This window comes from Nocardia sp. NPDC047038 (genome assembly GCF_040644075.1).
Taxonomy (GTDB): domain Bacteria; phylum Actinomycetota; class Actinomycetes; order Mycobacteriales; family Mycobacteriaceae; genus Nocardia; species Nocardia sichangensis.
The window spans coordinates 74,044-89,680 of record NZ_JBEYVQ010000001.1 but is presented as its reverse complement, the minus strand read 5'-3'; the positions used below and the strand labels follow the sequence as shown (position 1 = coordinate 89,680).

Sequence of the window (15,637 nt, the reverse complement as noted above, 5' to 3'; positions counted from 1 at the left end):
AGGGTTGCGCTTGCCGCGCCGGGAACCGATCGCCCGGGTTTCCGGCTGTCCGCGCCTGCGGTTTGATTGGATGTTCGCGTGACCCCAGACCTGCACGCCGAACTCGTCCTTGCCCGATCCGTCCGGGAGGTGGCGGAATTCGTCGATGCCGAGGGGTGGGGCCGTCCCCCGCAGATGTTCGCCCTGGTGCCGACCGCGGATCTGGTCGCGGCGCAGCCGGAACTGGAGGATCAGCTCGACGAGGGCGACGAGCTGACGCCGGTGGCCCAGGAAGCTTTCCCGGACGACATCACCGGCGGCTCGATCGCCCTGGACGAATTCCTGGCCACCACCAGCTGGCCCCCCGCCGTCCGCGGTTGTGTGCTGGTGCAGGAGATCGTGGTGCTCCCTCCGGACGCCGAATCGACGCTCGACGACGCGCTCGCCCCGCTGCTGGCCGACCACGATGCCGCCGACGCGGCCGCGCGCGCCGCCGCCGAGGCGCACCCGGAGCGCCGGGAGGCCCGGTTGTTCGCCGCGGTGCTGCGCGACGGCGCGTCGCTGTGCCTGTTGCAGCTGCGCCCCGCGGACGACGCGGACGATTTCGGCGACCTCGACCTGCGCACCTACCCCAATCTGGCGCCGAACCTCGTCGAAGCGCTGCATCACACCCTGGAGTGAAGCGCTGACGCTCCGGTGCGGCGCTGCGCGGCCCGATCGCGGTTCAACGGCCGGGCGCGCGGCGTTCTTCGGTCGGGATCACCAGCCGCTGCGCGGTCCGGGCGAGTCGCGCGGCTTCCGTCGCGGGTTGTCGACCGGCCGAACGATCCGGCTCACCCGCAGCCGACCGGTTCCTTGCCGGTGTTGATCTCGTTGAGCGACTGCACCGCGCCGGTGAGGGTCTCGACGCGCACCAGCCGCAGGCCGTCGGGAGTCCGCTGTTTGGCCTCGTCGCAGTTGGCGGCGGGGACCATGAAGGTCTCCGCGCCCGCGTCCCGCGCGGCCATCATCTTGTACTGGATGCCGCCGATCGGCCCCACCTTGCCGTCCTGATCGATGGTTCCGGTGCCCGCGACGAACTTGCCGCCGTCCAGTTCGCCGGGGGTGAGCTTGTCGATCAGGGCCAGGCTGAACATCAGACCCGCCGAGGGGCCTCCGATGTCGGCGAGATTGAACGCGACCTCGAGCGGCGGCCGGGCGCCCTCGCCCGGCGTCACGCCGAGGTAGCCCTTGGCCGGGTCGCCGGGGCGGGCGCCGAGCACGATCGACGCGGTCTGCTCGGCGTTGTCGCGCCGGAAAACCACGGTGAGCGTGCTGCCGGGCGCCTGGGACGAGACCGCGGTCACGACATCCTTGGGTGTCGTCATCGGCGTGCCGTTGATGCTGATCAGCTCGTCACCCGCGCGCAGCGCGTCGTGGGCGGGCCCGTCGTCGGACACCTTGCGCAGCAGCACGACCGTGGGCAGGTTCAGGTAGTGCAGGGCGGCGACCTCCGCGTTGCCCTCCGAGTCCTTGAAGTCCTCTTGGTTGGACTTGTCGATCTCCTCGCGCGACACGCCGGGCGGGTAGACCTCCGAGCGCGGCACCAGGCCGTGCTTGCCGCTGGCCCAGAAGCCGAACGCCTCGAAGATGCTCAGCCCGTCGCGCACCGACACCGTGGTCATGTTGAGATGACCCGTGGTCGGATCGATCTCGGTGCCCCGCACATCGACGACGTCCTTGCCGTCCACCGTGCCGAGGGTGTTGAAGGTGGGGCCGGGCCCGAGTGCGACGAACGGCACAGTCAGTACGCTGCCGACGACACCGAGCACGAGCACCGGGATCAGTGCGGCCACCAGGGTGAGGATCCGACGATTCACCTGGACCACAGTAATGACAGCCCGCGGCGTGAGTGGGCGGAGGCGGTCATTTCGCCCGGGCGCGCCGCCTCCGGTTTCGCGCCGCGCGAACACAGGGACGCTGTGCTACACGCGTAACGTGAAGAGCATGAACGACCTCCCCTTCGGATTCTCGAACCGCGACGACGACGATCGCAAGCGCGGTGACGAGCCGAGCGGTCCCGGCCCGAACGACCCGTTCGGTTTCGGTATCGGTGGGTCCGGCGCGGGCGGGTTCGACCCGGCGCAACTCGGCCAGATGCTGACCTCGCTCGGCCAGATGCTCAGCGGCATGGGACAACCGGGCTCGGCGCAGGCCGGGCCGGTGAACTACGACGTCGCCAAGCGGCTGGCCCGCCAGCAGCTCGGCCCGACCGTCGCCCCGGTGAGCTCGGGCGCCGCGGGCGCGGTGACCGACGCCGCGCACCTCGCCGAACTCTGGCTCGACGGCGCGACCACCCTGCCCGCGGGCGCCGCCAAGACGGTCGCGTGGACCGCCAACGACTGGATCGAGCAGACCCTGCCCACCTGGCAGCGGCTGTGCGACCCGGTCGCCGAGCAGATTTCGGGCATGTGGACCGCGGCGCTGCCGGAAGAGGCCAGGCAGTTCGCCGCGCCGATGGTCGGCATGCTTGGCCAGATGGGCGGCCTGGCCTTCGGATCGCAGCTCGGCCAAGCGCTCGGCCAGCTCGCCAAAGAGGTACTGACCTCCACCGACATCGGCCTTCCGCTCGGCCCTACCGGCACCGCGGCGCTGCTGCCCGCGGCGATCTCGGAGTTCAGTGCCGGACTGGAGCAGCCGGAAAGCGAGATCCTGGTGTTCCTCGCCGCGCGTGAGGCCGCCCACCAGCGGCTGTTCGCGCACGTGCCGTGGCTGCGTCAGCAGGTGCTCGGCGCGGTCGAGGACTACGCGCGCGGCATCCGGATGGACTTCTCCGCGATGGAGCAGGCCGCGCAGAACATCGACCCGATGTCGCTGACCGATCCGTCGAAGCTCGAGGAGATCTTGGCCCAGGGCACGTTCGAGCCGCAGACCACGCCCGAGCAGAAGCAGGCGCTGGAACGGCTGGAAACGCTGCTGGCGCTCATCGAGGGCTGGGTGCAGGTGGTCGTCGCCGACGCCGTGGGCGACCGCTTGCCCGGCGCGGGCGCGCTGGCGGAGACGCTGCGCAGGCGGCGCGCCACCGGCGGTCCCGCGGAACAGACCTTCGCCACGCTGGTCGGGCTGGAGTTGCGTCCGCGCAAGCTGCGCGAGGCGGCGGCGCTGTGGCGCAGGCTCACCAGCGACGCGGGCATGACCGCCCGCGACCGCGTGTGGGCGCACCCGGACCTGCTGCCGGATTCCGACGACCTGGACTCCCCCGCAGGTTTCATCGACTCGGTCATCGGCGGCGGCGCCACCGTCTTCGACGACCCGCTGGCGCAATTGGCCGAAACCGAGGCTCGTGAGCGAGCAGCACGCGAGCAAAAGGACGACGACAACACCGGCCCTGACCTGGGCAAAGAAGGCGGCGAAGCCTCCTGATCCAGGCTGTGGATGACGCGAAATCCTGTGGATAACCAAGGATTTCGCCACGGGCCGCACCCCGCGGGGTTCGCATACTGATGACATGACAACGATGTGTCGTGGTCCTCGATTGCGTCCGCGGGTTACCGTCCTGGTCCGCCCGACCGGCGTCGTCCAACTCGGGTGCGATCCAGAAACCGCCGTGGTGCTCGATCCGGAAGGCATGGACGCGGAGACCGTCGTCACCTTCCTCCGCCTGCTCGACGGCCTGCGCACCAAGCCGCAGATCATCTGGCGCGCCGGAGAATGCGGTATCGATGCCGAACGCGCCGTGGCATTGCTCACGCTGGTCGACGAAGCCGGACTGCTGGACCACCCGGAGGACCGGGCCGGTCACGTGCGAACAGTGCGAGTACACGGCCTCGGGCCGCTGTCGGACGCGGTGTCGGCCGGCTTGCGGGCGCTCGGTATGCGGCCGAGCCGTTCCCGGGACTACCCCACCGGTACGGCGACGGCGCGGTCCTGGGGAGTGGACCTCGTGGTGCTCGCCGACACGCTGATGCCCGACCCCCGACTGGTGAGTGATCTAGTGCTGCACCAGATCCCGCATCTTTCACTGCGCATCCGCGACAGCAAGGGCGTCATCGGTCCCTTGGTGTTGCCGGGCGTCACCAGCTGCCTGCGCTGCGCGGACCTGATCCGCGCACGGAACGACACCGACTGGCCACACCTGGCGGCCCAACTACTCGGCCGCATCGGCCACGCCTCCCCCGCCGGAATCGCCGCCACCACGGCAATCGCCCTCGCCGAACTCGAAACGATCATCGACTGCTCGCCCCGACGAACCCCCGCCACCTTGAACGCGACGCTGGAACTGGACCTGGACTCCCACACCCTCGATCGCCGCCGATGGGACCGCCATCCCGACTGCGGGTGCGTGCACCTTTCCGCAGCGCACGGCGTCGGAATACCGCCGTGATGCCTCCACCCAGGAACTCATCTGTCGACCGCGAGCACGAACCGCATCGGTCCATCCCACCGACGGCGACGTCGGTCACTGACTCCGCACCGTGGGCGTGGCGGGCGCGGGACAAGATCACCTTCGCCGCGCTGGACTGGCGGCCGGATACCTCGCTGAAGCTGATCTGCCCTGGATGAGCCCCGCCATCCCGAACGCGACTCTCGAACTGAATTCGGATTCACACCCTCGGTCGGCGCGGACGGGACCGGTACCCCGCATGCATGTGCGCACTCGTTTCCGCAGGTCATGGGCACTGAAGTCGATGGTGATCAAGATTGCCGTGGCCGACCGGCCGGTCCGTCCGCCATGATGGGTACGTGTCTGAGATCGTGCGCCGTCGCTCGTCCCGCAACGCCAAGTTGGCCAAGATTCCACTCGGCATAGCCGGGCGGGCGGCCGTGGGGTTCGGCAAGAAGCTCGCCGGAGGCGACAAGTCGGAGATCAACGCGCAGCTCAATCAGAAGGCCGCGGAGCAGCTGTTCACGGTGCTCGGCGAGCTCAAGGGCGGCGCGATGAAGTTCGGGCAGGCGCTCAGCGTGATGGAGGCCGCGGTCCCCGAGGAGTTCGGCGAGCACTATCGCGAGGCGCTCACCAAGCTGCAGGCCGCCGCGCCGCCGATGCCGGCCGCGACCGTCCACCGCGTGCTCGACCAGCAGCTCGGCACCCAGTGGCGGACCCGCTTCCGTGAGTTCGACGACGCCCCGGCCGCGTCGGCCAGCATCGGGCAGGTGCACCGGGCGGTGTGGTCGGATGGGCGCACCGTCGCGGTGAAGGTGCAGTACCCCGGCGCCGACGAGGCGCTGCGCGCCGATCTCAAGACCCTGTCTCGCATGTCCGGTCTGGTCGCTTCCGTGATCCCCGGCGCGGACGTGAAGCCGATTCTCGCCGAGATCACCGAGCGCACCGAAGAGGAGCTGGACTACCGCAACGAAGCCGCCAACCAGCGCGCATTCGCCAAGGGCTTCGACGGGCACGCCGAGATCGTGGTGCCGAAGGTGGTGGCGAGCGCGCCGAAGGTGATCGTCACCGAATGGCTGGACGGCGTCCCCGTCTCCACGATCATCAAGCAGGGCGCCGAGGATCCGGAGGGCACCCGTGCGCTGCGCAATCGCGTCGCGGGGCTGATGGGCCGGTTCCACTTCTCCTCACCGGAGGTGGTCGGACTCCTGCACGCCGACCCGCACCCTGGCAATTTCATGATGCTGCCCGACGGCAAGTTGGCGGTGATCGATTTCGGAGCCTGCGCACCGATGCCGGACGGTTTCCCCCCGGTGCTTGGCCGAATGCTGGCCCTCGCGGTCGAGGAGCGCTTCGCCGAACTCACCGAACTGCTGTACGACCACGGCTGGGTGATCCCCGGCCGAGTGGTCACCCACCAGGAGATCGCCGACTACCTGCGGCCGTTCACCGACCCGATCCAGGCCGACTCGTTCCACTTCACCCGCAGGTGGATGCAGCGGGTCGCGGGCAAGGCTTCGGAGATTTCCAGCCCGGAGATGAAAACCGCACGCGCACTGCAACTTCCGGCGCAGTACGTGATGATCTTCCGGGTACTCGGCGGCTCCGTCGGCATCCTGGCGCAACTCGACGCCGAACTGCCGTTCATGCAATTGGTCCGCACCTGGATGCCCGGCTTCACCGAGGAACGCACCGCCTCCTGAGCAGAACCCCCTCGAACTTGGTCGAAGCGATAGCTCACGCCACCCCCCGGCCCCGTCGGGTGCGAGTCTTACGAGCGCCGTTCGCAGCGCCGCAGGCGCTGCAAAGCAGACCAGCCGCCCACCAGACAACGGTGGGCGGCTGGTCTGCTTTCTCGTTCGTTGGCTCGGCCCGTGCCGGGACCGACCGAATCGAGCACATCGACCGGAGGGAGGGAAGTTACTCCCCGGCTCATGCCGGGACCGCGACCTTGCGCGGACGACCACGGGGACGCTTGCGGGCGATCACGACACCCTGGTCGAAGATCTCACCACCCCAAACACCCCATGGCTCACCACGATCCATGGCGGCGCTCAGGCAGCCCTTGCGGATCGGGCAGGTCGCGCACAGCGCCTTGGCCTGCTCCAACTGGACCGGGCTCTCGGCGAACCAGAGGTCCGGGTCTCCAGCACGGCAGGGCAGGACCTTGGTGATCTCCTGGGTCCGAGTAGGCGACGCCACGGTTCGGCATGTCACGTCAGTAGTGGCCTGCGGCCAACTCTGTGCGGTGAACACGTCGTTCTCCTTCAGCTCGTTTGCAGCGGTTCGTTTGTTGTGGCGAAACCGGTGCCGGTCGGCTGAAGGGCCGGAGAATACTGGCCACGGTTTCGCTGTCTTGCGATCCGTGGCCAGGAGGTCGGGGAGGAGTTCCCTACCTAGGTCGACATCTGTGTCGAGTCCTGTTCACGGTCGCTGGGTGTGCGGTGCGGAGGCGTGCTGCCCGCGGATCCGCCGGCTCGAAGCCGACTTCATCCGCGAAGACACCGACTGCTGCCTCGACAGCCGTCGGGTGCCAGCCCGCGCTGGGCTTGCCCTGAATCTGGGTGCGGTTCGACGCATGCATGGCAAGGCAATTCACTTGCGTGCCGGACATGCCGAACGCACCGATTCCGGACAGACCGATCCCCTGCAAGGCGAGGATCCCCCGGGAGGCCGCCATGGGCGCATAGACCGCAACGCCACTGGCGCCGAAGTTCATGATGTTGTCCATTGCTCTGCCTCCCTCCTGTACTCGTTGTGTGTCGGTAACTGTGCGCGCCGAGATGCCCTCCCGGTGCGTGAAATCCACCATAGGCAAGATCGTCGAGCGGGACAACCTATTTTCTACCTGCGGTTTTGTGATGTGGATCGAAGCCGGGACGCCACGATCGCGAGCACATCTGCGCCGAACTGGTCGATCTTCTTCGCACCGATGCCCGCGATCGCGGCCAGCGCGGCGTCGTCGGCGGGCTGTTGTTCGGCGATCGCGGTGAGCGTGGTGTCGGTGAACACGACGAATTCGCGCACCCGCAGCGCCTCCGCCTTCTCCGCACGCCAGTCCCGCAGTGCCGCAAGCAATTCCGCGTCCAGCTCGGCCGGGCAACGGCGGCAGCGGCCGAGCATGGTCGCGTAGGTGCCGATCAGCGGTTTCGCGCAGACCCGGCAGGTCGGGCGGACACCGTTCGGGGCCGACGGCGGTGCCGCGATCCGCGAGGCGGGCGAATCATCCGGCACGAGACCGTTGAGGAAGCGCGAACGCCGCCTGCTGCGCCTGCCGCCCTCGTTCCTGGCCAGCGCCCAGGACAGCCGCAGATGTTCGCGCGCCCTGGTGACCCCGACGTAGAGCAGCCGCCGTTCCTCCTCGAGCGCCGCCTCGTCGGCGACGGAGCCGTCGTCGGCGAGGACGTGCGCGATCGGCATGGTTCCGTCCGACAGCCCGACGAGGAACACGGCGTCCCACTCCAACCCCTTGGCGGCGTGCAGGGAGGCCAGCGTGACGCCCTGCACCGTGGGTGGATGCCTGGCCTCGGCGCGAGTCGCGAGCTCGCGCAGCAGCCCGGTGAGGTCGAGCCGGTCGTCGTGGCCGACGAGTTCCTCGGTCAGCCGCACCAGCGCTACCAGCGAGGTCCAACGTTCACGCGCCTGGGCGCCCGCGGGTTCCGTGGCGGTCAGGCCGAGCGGCGCGAGCACCGCGCGGACCAGCGAGACCAGGGAGTTGCCGCTGCGCGCCTGGTCGGGCAGGTCGTCGCGGGCGGCGGCTTGCCGCAGTGCCTGCACGGCCTGCCTGACCTCGGCGCGCGCGAAGAAGCCCTCGCCGCCGCGCACCTGGTAGGGGATACCGCGCTCGGTGAGCGCCTGCTCGTAGCTCTCCGAGTGGGCGTTGATCCGATAGAGCACGGCGATCTCGGCGGTCGGTGTGCCCGCCGCGACGAGCCGGCCGATCGCCTCGGCCACCGCCGCGGCCTCCGCAGGCGCGTCGTCGTATTCGGCGAACACCGGCTCGGGCCCGTCGGCGCGCTGGCCGATCAGTTGCAGCCTGGTACCCGCGATGCGCCCGCGCGCCGCTCCGATCACCCGATTGGCCAGCGACACCACCTGCGGAGTCGACCGATAGTCGCGTTCCAGCCGGACCACGGTGGCGTCGGGGAAGCGCCGGGAGAAGTCCAGCAGGTAGCTCGGCGTGGCGCCGGTGAACGAATAGATGGTCTGGTTGGCGTCGCCGACGACGGTCAGGTCGTCGCGGTCGCCGAGCCAAGCGTCGAGCACGCGCTGTTGCAGCGGGGTGACGTCCTGGTACTCGTCGACGACGAAACTGCGGTAGCGGCCGCGGAATTCGTCGGCCACCGCCGGATAGTCCTCCAGCGCTGCGGCCGTATGCAGCAGCAGGTCGTCGAAATCCAGCAGCAGCCCGTCCGGCGTCGCCTTGAGCTTCTCGTAACCCGCGTAGACGTCCGCGACACGCAGTGCCTCGTAGGGCGTCTCGCGCCGCTGCTTCGCGACCGCCGCCGTGTAATCCTCCGGAGCGATGAGCGAGGCTTTCGCCCACTCGATTTCGCTCAGCAGGTCGCGCACGCTGTCAGTGGCCGTGGACAGCCCGGCCTGGTGCGCCGCCTGCGCGACGATCGGGAACTTCGCATCGATCAGCCGCCACGGCACGTCACCGACGATCTGCGGCCAGAAGTACTTCAGCTGCCGCAACGCCGCCGCGTGGAACGTCCGCGCCTGCACCTGGGTCGCTTCCCCGCCGAGACCGAGGGCCCGCAGCCGGGTCCGCAGTTCCCCAGCGGCCCGAGCGGTGAACGTCACCGCGAGCACCTGATCGGCTTTGACGTGCCCCTGCGCGATCTGATGCGCGATGCGATAGGTGATGGTCCTGGTCTTTCCGGTGCCCGCGCCCGCGAGCACGCACACCGGGCCGCGCGGTGCTCGCACGGCGGCGGCCTGCTCGGGATCGAGGTCTGCGAGGTCGAGAGCGGGCACGCGATCCATCATGACAGCGCCCACCGACACACAACCGGCCGCGGTCGGGAGCAGCCGCTCGCGAGCAGACCGGCGCTGAGGCAAGAGACGGCATCGGCGCGGTAGCCGTGCGCCGCACGCGACCGCCCGTTGTACGCCTCGTCGCCGCTTCGGGCGGCCGGGCGCGTGGCGTTCAGCGGTCGCTCAGCAACCGCAGGGAACGAGCGAAGGGGGCGCTGTCTTGCGAGCCGAGCGGCGCGAAGAACTCCGCGTCGCATTCCTCCACCGCGACGATGGCCCGGTTCACCAGCGCCACGCCCGCTTCGGTGGCGACCAGGGCCTTCGCCCGGCGGTCGCTGGGGTGGTCGCGGCGTTCGATCAGGCCCTTCTGCGCCAGGGCGCGCAACACCTGAGAGGTCATCATCGGATCGGTGGCGGCGTATTCCGCCAGGTCACGCTGCCGGACCGGATCCTCGCGGCCGGCGGCGAGGTAGGTGAGCGAAGCCAGCAGCACGAATTGCACGTGGGTCAGGTCGAAGGGAGCGAGCGCCGCCCGCTGTGCCGCCTGCCAGCGGTTGGTCACTTGCCACAGCAACAGTCCGGGACTTTCCTCTGCCGCGCGAAATCTGGAACGCAGTCCGCCGTCCCCCGCCTCGTGCATCGGCCTCCCTCACTCGTCGGTCATCTCCCGCGCGATCAGCGCGTAGTCGTGCGGGCTGAGTTCTATCAGGCCACGACGCAGGATCATCCCCCAGTTCGGCACGCTGGTGAGGTCCAGTTCGTCACGCAGCGTATCGATCGGCGCCTCCCGCGCTTCGGCTCGGTAGCTGACCGAACGGCGCCACGGCCGGAAGCAACCGCCGTCCTGCGGGTCGGCCTGCCAGGCCGGGTGGTCGTCGATGGTGCCGATCGCGGTGAACGAGCGCACCGGCGCTCCGGCCCGCATGCCCTCGCGCGGCGAGTAGTACACCAATCCGTCGCCCGGCCGCATGCGTTCCACCGCAGCGCGCTTGCCGTGGTTCGCCTGGGCGATGCCCAGCTCGACACCGCGCCGGACATGTTCCCTGGACACGACGGCCAGCCAGTACTTCGCGCTCGAACCGGTAGCACTCATGCCGGGACCCCCTCGGCGACGGCCACCAGTGCGTCCAGGTCGGGCTGCACGGATTTCGCCAGGTCGGCGCCCAGGATCTTGGTCCACAACAAGCGCAGCGGTCCGTCGATCGAGACCGTGACGGTGACCGTGGTGCGGTTTTCCGCGACGGCGACCTCGTGGGCGAAGGTGAGCCGCGCGCCGAACAGTTTCGAGACGTCGACGAACTCGCGATCGGTCAGACGCGCGACGACGAACCGGATCTTCGGGCCGCCTTTCGGCCGCAACGTCCCGGTGGCGCCCTCGGCGAACGGTCCGTCCAAGCGCACCCACTCGGTGTCGGTGTTCCACTCCGGCCAGGTGGCCATGTCGGCCCAGCGGGCGAAGAAGGCGGTCGGCGGCGCACTGGAGGTGGCGTGCGCGGTGGCGATGATCGTCATGGATTTAGTATGCGCGCATACTAAATGCCGCGCAAGTCGGGATATGGTTCGAGTTGGAACAGTGCGCGGACGTCCGGCGTTGCAGTGTCCGTGACTGACGCGAACCCCACCCTGACGATGTACTCGACCACCTGGTGCGGCTACTGCCGCAGGCTCAAGAAGCAGCTGGACGAGGCGGGCATCGGCTACGTCGAGATCGATATCGAGCAAGACCCGGCGTCGGCCGAATTCGTCGGCAGCGTGAACGGGGGCAACCACGTCGTGCCCACCGTGAAGTTCGCCGACGGTTCCACCGCGACGAACCCGTCGCTGGCGGCGGTCAAGCAGGTCCTCGCCGGTCTGTCCTGATCAGCCGCCGCGCGCGGGTCGCATCGGCCCGCGCGCGCTAGTCGATCGCGGCCCAGGATTCGATGATCGTGCGCGCGATGGAGATCGAGCCGGGCAGCAGCAACCGGGCGCCCCCGTCCCGATTCGACCAGTCGCCCACCGCCAACGTTTCGCGCACCTGTGCGCGGGTGAACCAGTCGGCCTCGGCGATCTCACCATCGGTGAAGGTCAGCGGCTGTGTGGGATCGGCCACCGCGGCGAACCCGAGCATCAGCGAGCGCGGGAACGGCCACGGCTGGCTGCCCAGGTAGGTGATCTCGCGCACGTCGAGGCCGACTTCCTCGCGCATCTCGCGCTCCACGCAGCGCTCCAGCGACTCGCCCGCCTCGACGAACCCGGCCAGCAGCGAGAACAGCGACTTCGGCCAGCTGGCCTGGCGGGCGAGCAGCACCCGCTCCCCGCCGTCGTGGATCAGGCAGATCACCGCCGGATCGATGCGCGGGAACTCCTCGTAACCGCTCTCGGTGACGCGCGACCAGCCCGCCTTGGCCGACATGGTGACGGTGCCGTCCGCGCCGTGGAACCCGGCCTTGTCGTGCCAGTTCAGCAACGCGATCGCGGTCGAGAGCAACGCGGCGGTGCGGTCGTCGACGGCGCCGCCGGCCAGCGCGCGCAGGTCGGTCAGCGCGCCCTCCAGCTCCGGATCACGCACCGCCCACAGATGGACGCCCTCCTCTACACCGAGGAACACCGCGTCCGGGCTCGGCTCGGCGGAGAACTCCACGGCCGGGTCCAGGATCAGGGCGCTTTCGTCGAGGCGCACCTGCCCGCGGCGGTTGATCCGCAGGAGCCTGGCCTCGGCCCAGCCCTCCTTCAGGGCCTGGGCATCACCTCGGATGTGCTCGGCCCTGTCGACGACAGAACGGGAGAGCAACGGAACGCTATTGAGCTGAAATGCCGACACGGTTCGAGACTATCGCCGAAGCTGTGCGGCCGGTTCGCGCCGGGGTCACTTGCCCGCTCGACGGATGTACAACAGCTTGTCGCCCGCCTCGACCGCGTCGACTTCCGGCTCGCCCACGCGGTAGAGCACCCCGTTGCGCACCACGCCGAGGACGATATCGCTCAGATGCCGTGGCGAGCCGCCGATCTCGGACGGCTCCACCTCGCGTTCGGCGACGGCGAAGCCCTCCTCCGGGGTGAGCAGGTCTTCCATCATCTCCACGACCGTGGGCGTGGTGGTCGCGATGCCGAGCAACCGGCCCGCCGTCTCCGAGGACACCACCACCGAGTTCGCGCCGGACTGGCGGACCAAGTGGGTGTTCTCCGCCTCCCGGATCGAAACCACGATCTTGGCGGCCTTGTTCAGCTCCCGGGCGGTGAGGGTGACCAGCACGGCGGTGTCGTCGCGATTGGTGGCGACCACCACCGAGTCGGCGTGCTGCACACCGGCCAGCCGCAGCACGTCGGACTGGCTCGCCGAGCCGTGCACCGTGACCAGCCCGGCGTTCGCGGCCGCCTCCAAGGCGACCACGTCGGTGTCGACAACGACGATGTCGGCGGGCTGCACCCCGTCGCCGAGCATGGCGTCGATCGCGGTCCGCCCCTTCGTGCCGTATCCGACGACCACGGTGTGATTGCGCACGGTGTGCCTCCATCGCTGAATCTTGAAAGCCTGCCGGGAACGTTCGGTCAGCACGCCCAGCGTGGTTCCGACCAGGACGATCAGGAACAGGATGCGCAGTGGGGTGATGATGACGATGTTCGCCAGCCGCGCCTCGGGCGTCACCGGGTGGATGTCGCCGTATCCGGTGGTCGACAGCGACACCGTCGCGTAATAGAACGCGTCCAGGAACGACAGTTCGTTGCCCGAGTTGTCGTGGTACCCGTCGCGTCCGAGGTAGACCACCAGCGCGGCCAGGAACAGCAGCCCCGTCGCGAACAGCACCCGTCTGGTCAGCGAAATCCACGGGCTGGTCTGCACTTCCGGGATGCGCAGCAGTCCGACCAGGGCGAAATCGGGCCTGCTGGCCAAGCCCAGGCTGCGCGCTCGGTCACCGAACACCGGGCACACCCGTCGTTTCGTCGCTCGTGTCGGTCATACCCGGTAATCCTTGTCCCTCCGGCACACCGGGGAGCCTACTGTGTTTGTTTTTCCAGCGCCTTCGGCGCTGGGTGTTCGCGGCATGCTCGGTCTCGCTTCGCTCGAAAGACGTGGTCGAGGTGAGCTGGGTGCACTGGTATTCGAACTCGAGATCAGTGCGCACAGCTGCAGGCGACCGACCTGCAAGTGGGCCGAATCACGTTACCGCCGTGTACGCGGCGACCGAGTGGACTCGAGACGAACCGCGGTCGTCACCTAGCCGACCCTTTCGCTCGGGCCGTGGCCGGCCCGGTCGCATCAGGTCTCGGTTCCGGGGCTTGTAGGGCTGCCCCGAGCCCACCGGCACTCGCTGTTCGCCTCGGGAGCGCCGACCATGCCGAGCGCGCCGGACCGCTACGGCAGATTCTTGGGCTTCGCCTCGGAATCGATGGTCGAGGCGATGCCGTCGGATACGGAGAAGTGGCTCACCCTCGGGCGTCGTGTCCGAGTGATCGCCGCTGGCAGCTGCGTCGTGGGCGGGGATGGCCGCTCGAACGCGAGCGAGTCGGTTTCGCGGTCGGGCAGTAGGTGTTCGCGGGCGCTTCGGCCCGTATCCGCGCGGACGACGCTTGCCCGGTTGCGGGGCTCGGAGTACGTCGGGTGGGGACCGTCCTGAGCGGCCCGGGGTCGACGCGGAGCGGGGTAGATGTAAGGGTGCCTGCATGGCAGAAAATACGCTGACGTCCGTGTCCGACGGTGGGCGGCGGCCCGCGCTGGCCCTGGCCGCCCTGCTGTTCGGCTCCGGGGTGCTGCATTTCGTCCGGCCGAAGCCCTTCGATTCGATCGTGCCGCGCTTCCTGCCCGGACGCGCCCGCGACTACACCTACGCCTCCGGCGCGGCCGAGATCGGTGTCGCCGCCGCCCTCGCGGTCCCGCGCACCCGCGGCTTCGGCGGACGGCTGGCGGCGCTGCTGTTCATCGCGGTGTTCCCGGCTAACGTGCAGTTCGCCGCGGACATGCTCGCCAGCGAGAAGGCGCCGCGGCTGGTGAAGATCGGCTCGGCGCTGCGGCTGCCGCTGCAGATCCCGCTCGTCACCCAGTCGCTGGCGGTGAGCCGGCGGGCGCGGCGTTCCTGATCAGCTCGGCCAGTTCGTCCGGACCGGCCAGGTTCGGGGGCGCGATGGTGCGGCCGGTGCGCACGTAGTGGAATGCGGCGCCGATCCGGGGCAGCATCTCGTGCTCGGGCCGTCCCTCGCGGGCGGCCATCAACCGCGCCCAGGCCAGGCGGTAGACGGCCAGCTGCATGGCGACCGCCGGTTCCTCGGCCGCGCTCGGCTCGGCGCCGGTCTTCCAGTCGACCACGATCCAGCCGCCGCCGGGTTCGGCGAATACCGCGTCCATCCGGCCGCGGATCACGGTGCCCGCGATCGAGGTTTCGAACGGGATCTCGACTTCGATCGGACTGCGATCGGCCCAGCGCGAGTTCAGGAACGCCTCCTGCATCGCGCTCAGCTCGGCGTCCAGGCCCGCGTCGGCCGCGCCGCCGTCGGCCGCGCCCGGCAGTTCGTCCAGACCGAGCAGGCGGGTGGAGCCGAACCACCGCTGCACCCAGGCGTGGAACGCGGTACCCCGGCGGGCCAGTGGATTCGGCGGGTAGGGCAACGGACGACGCAGGCGGGCGGCGAGCTTCGCCGGGTCGGCCCGGAGTTCGACCAGGGCGGTCGCCGCGATCTGTCCAGGTAGTTCCACCTCTTCGTCGGCGGCCGCGGCCGCGTGGTGTTCGGCGAGCAAGGCGTCGACGTCGGCGGCCCAGCCTTCCGGATCGGCGGGATCCGGCGCAAGGCGGGCGTCGTGCGGGCGGTACATGTCCTCCGGCGGGGGCGGAGCGAAGCCGGTCGCGGCGAATGCCGGTTCGTCGGCGGACAGATACTCCTCCACCGGGTCCGGCGCCGAACCGAAATAGGGCTCGATATCCGCGTAGGGATCGGCGTATTCGATGGAACCGACCTCGAAGTCCCCCGCGAAATCGTCGGGCGGGTATTCGTCGTCGGGTGGATAGTAGGCCGGTTCATCCGCGAACCCCGGCTTGTCAGCGAGCCGGGGAGTAGGTCGATTCATCCGCGAATCCGACTCATCGCGAGGTGAATAGTAAGCCGATTCGCCGGTGAGACTCGGCTCATCACCGGGCCCGTAGTCGCCCGGCTCATGCTCGAACTCCGGCTCATCGCCGGGCAGGCCAGAAGCCGAATCGTTAGTGAGACTCGGCTCATCACCCGGCCCGTAGTCGCCCGGCTCACGCTCGAACTCCGGCTCATCGCCGGGCAGGCCAGAAGCCGAATCGTTAGTGAGACTCGGCTCATCACCCGGCCCGTAGTCGCCCGGCTCACGCTCGA

At 69.3% G+C, this 15,637-nt stretch carries 17 protein-coding genes; 7 read left to right on the top strand and 10 right to left on the bottom strand.

Going from position 1 to position 15,637, the window contains the following annotated elements; genetic code table 11:
• The first annotated feature begins 78 nt into the window (after positions 1-78).
• Positions 79-660 (top strand): PPA1309 family protein, encoded by a 582-nt coding sequence (locus tag ABZ824_RS00445; RefSeq protein WP_355079943.1) that lies wholly within the window; start codon positions 79-81, stop codon positions 658-660.
• A gap of 152 nt (positions 661-812) precedes the next feature.
• Here the strand turns inward: ABZ824_RS00445 and ABZ824_RS00440 are convergent, their stop codons facing one another.
• Positions 813-1,838, bottom strand: coding sequence for a PDZ domain-containing protein (locus tag ABZ824_RS00440; RefSeq protein ID WP_356960796.1), 1,026 nt, complete (start codon positions 1,836-1,838; stop codon positions 813-815).
• Between the two features lie 127 nt (positions 1,839-1,965).
• On the opposite strand from ABZ824_RS00440, the gene ABZ824_RS00435 reads away from it, so the two are divergent.
• The 4 genes from ABZ824_RS00435 to ABZ824_RS00420 all read left to right on the top strand — a co-directional run bounded on the left by ABZ824_RS00435 (position 1,966) and on the right by ABZ824_RS00420 (position 6,045).
• Positions 1,966-3,381 carry a zinc-dependent metalloprotease gene (locus ABZ824_RS00435; RefSeq protein ID WP_356960795.1) on the top strand — a complete coding sequence of 472 codons (1,416 nt, stop codon included), beginning with the start codon at positions 1,966-1,968 and terminating at the stop codon, positions 3,379-3,381.
• An 85-nt stretch (positions 3,382-3,466) separates the two neighbouring features.
• Positions 3,467-4,342: a hypothetical protein gene (locus ABZ824_RS00430; protein WP_356960793.1), complete on the top strand. Its 876-nt coding sequence runs from the start codon at positions 3,467-3,469 to the stop codon at positions 4,340-4,342.
• Positions 4,342-4,521, top strand: coding sequence for a hypothetical protein (locus ABZ824_RS00425; protein ID WP_356960792.1), 180 nt, complete (start codon positions 4,342-4,344; stop codon positions 4,519-4,521). The genes ABZ824_RS00430 and ABZ824_RS00425 overlap by 1 nt, the downstream gene beginning before the upstream one ends.
• A gap of 180 nt (positions 4,522-4,701) precedes the next feature.
• The gene (locus tag ABZ824_RS00420; protein ID WP_355079951.1) at positions 4,702-6,045 is read left to right on the top strand and encodes an AarF/UbiB family protein; all 1,344 of its coding nucleotides are present in this window, start codon (positions 4,702-4,704) and stop codon (positions 6,043-6,045) included.
• A gap of 229 nt (positions 6,046-6,274) precedes the next feature.
• Here ABZ824_RS00420 and ABZ824_RS00415 read toward each other — a convergent pair whose 3' ends face one another.
• From ABZ824_RS00415 to ABZ824_RS00390, 6 genes are all read right to left on the bottom strand, one after another.
• Entirely contained in the window at positions 6,275-6,559 is a 285-nt protein-coding gene (locus tag ABZ824_RS00415) for a WhiB family transcriptional regulator (RefSeq protein ID WP_355079970.1), read from the bottom strand.
• Positions 6,560-6,734: 175 nt separating this feature from the next.
• A complete protein-coding gene (locus ABZ824_RS00410; RefSeq protein ID WP_355079953.1) occupies positions 6,735-7,073 on the bottom strand; it encodes a hypothetical protein in 339 nt (112 codons plus the stop codon).
• A gap of 113 nt (positions 7,074-7,186) precedes the next feature.
• Entirely contained in the window at positions 7,187-9,334 is a 2,148-nt protein-coding gene (locus ABZ824_RS00405) for an ATP-dependent DNA helicase UvrD2 (RefSeq protein WP_356960790.1), read from the bottom strand.
• 160 nt (positions 9,335-9,494) lie between these two features.
• Positions 9,495-9,962 carry a MarR family transcriptional regulator gene (locus tag ABZ824_RS00400; protein ID WP_355079957.1) on the bottom strand — a complete coding sequence of 156 codons (468 nt, stop codon included), beginning with the start codon at positions 9,960-9,962 and terminating at the stop codon, positions 9,495-9,497.
• A gap of 9 nt (positions 9,963-9,971) precedes the next feature.
• Positions 9,972-10,415, bottom strand: a complete 444-nt coding sequence (locus ABZ824_RS00395; RefSeq protein WP_356960789.1) for an EVE domain-containing protein — start codon at positions 10,413-10,415, stop codon at positions 9,972-9,974.
• The gene (locus ABZ824_RS00390) at positions 10,412-10,834 is read right to left on the bottom strand and encodes an SRPBCC family protein (RefSeq protein WP_356960788.1); all 423 of its coding nucleotides are present in this window, start codon (positions 10,832-10,834) and stop codon (positions 10,412-10,414) included. The genes ABZ824_RS00395 and ABZ824_RS00390 overlap by 4 nt, the downstream gene beginning before the upstream one ends.
• A gap of 84 nt (positions 10,835-10,918) precedes the next feature.
• On the opposite strand from ABZ824_RS00390, the gene ABZ824_RS00385 reads away from it, so the two are divergent.
• Positions 10,919-11,182: a mycoredoxin gene (locus ABZ824_RS00385; protein WP_355079963.1), complete on the top strand. Its 264-nt coding sequence runs from the start codon at positions 10,919-10,921 to the stop codon at positions 11,180-11,182.
• Positions 11,183-11,219: 37 nt separating this feature from the next.
• Here ABZ824_RS00385 and nudC read toward each other — a convergent pair whose 3' ends face one another.
• Together nudC and ABZ824_RS00375 are read right to left on the bottom strand one after the other, a co-directional pair.
• Positions 11,220-12,125, bottom strand: coding sequence for an NAD(+) diphosphatase (gene nudC, locus ABZ824_RS00380; protein ID WP_356960786.1), 906 nt, complete (start codon positions 12,123-12,125; stop codon positions 11,220-11,222).
• A 45-nt stretch (positions 12,126-12,170) separates the two neighbouring features.
• Positions 12,171-13,226: an NAD-binding protein gene (locus tag ABZ824_RS00375; RefSeq protein WP_355079967.1), complete on the bottom strand. Its 1,056-nt coding sequence runs from the start codon at positions 13,224-13,226 to the stop codon at positions 12,171-12,173.
• A gap of 740 nt (positions 13,227-13,966) precedes the next feature.
• Here ABZ824_RS00375 and ABZ824_RS00370 point away from each other — a divergent pair.
• Positions 13,967-14,380 carry a hypothetical protein gene (locus tag ABZ824_RS00370; protein ID WP_355079710.1) on the top strand — a complete coding sequence of 138 codons (414 nt, stop codon included), beginning with the start codon at positions 13,967-13,969 and terminating at the stop codon, positions 14,378-14,380.
• Here ABZ824_RS00370 and ABZ824_RS00365 read toward each other — a convergent pair.
• On the bottom strand, positions 14,337-15,637 hold a 1,301-nt coding region (locus ABZ824_RS00365; protein ID WP_356960784.1), incomplete at its 5' end, for a PD-(D/E)XK nuclease family protein. The genes ABZ824_RS00370 and ABZ824_RS00365 overlap by 44 nt on opposite strands.

What these genes read in the sequence shown, in the direction of transcription:
- ABZ824_RS00435 (WP_356960795.1), top strand. Translation starts at nt 1,966, where the DNA reads ATGAACGACCTCCCCTTCGGATTCTCGAACCGCGACGACGACGATCGC.
- ABZ824_RS00430 (WP_356960793.1), top strand. Translation starts at nt 3,467, where the DNA reads ATGACAACGATGTGTCGTGGTCCTCGATTGCGTCCGCGGGTTACCGTC.
- ABZ824_RS00425 (WP_356960792.1), top strand. Translation starts at nt 4,342, where the DNA reads ATGCCTCCACCCAGGAACTCATCTGTCGACCGCGAGCACGAACCGCAT.
- ABZ824_RS00410 (WP_355079953.1), bottom strand. Translation starts at nt 7,073, where the DNA reads ATGGACAACATCATGAACTTCGGCGCCAGTGGCGTTGCGGTCTATGCG.
- ABZ824_RS00405 (WP_356960790.1), bottom strand. Translation starts at nt 9,334, where the DNA reads ATGATGGATCGCGTGCCCGCTCTCGACCTCGCAGACCTCGATCCCGAG.
- ABZ824_RS00400 (WP_355079957.1), bottom strand. Translation starts at nt 9,962, where the DNA reads ATGCACGAGGCGGGGGACGGCGGACTGCGTTCCAGATTTCGCGCGGCA.
- ABZ824_RS00395 (WP_356960789.1), bottom strand. Translation starts at nt 10,415, where the DNA reads ATGAGTGCTACCGGTTCGAGCGCGAAGTACTGGCTGGCCGTCGTGTCC.
- ABZ824_RS00390 (WP_356960788.1), bottom strand. Translation starts at nt 10,834, where the DNA reads ATGACGATCATCGCCACCGCGCACGCCACCTCCAGTGCGCCGCCGACC.
- ABZ824_RS00370 (WP_355079710.1), top strand. Translation starts at nt 13,967, where the DNA reads ATGGCAGAAAATACGCTGACGTCCGTGTCCGACGGTGGGCGGCGGCCC.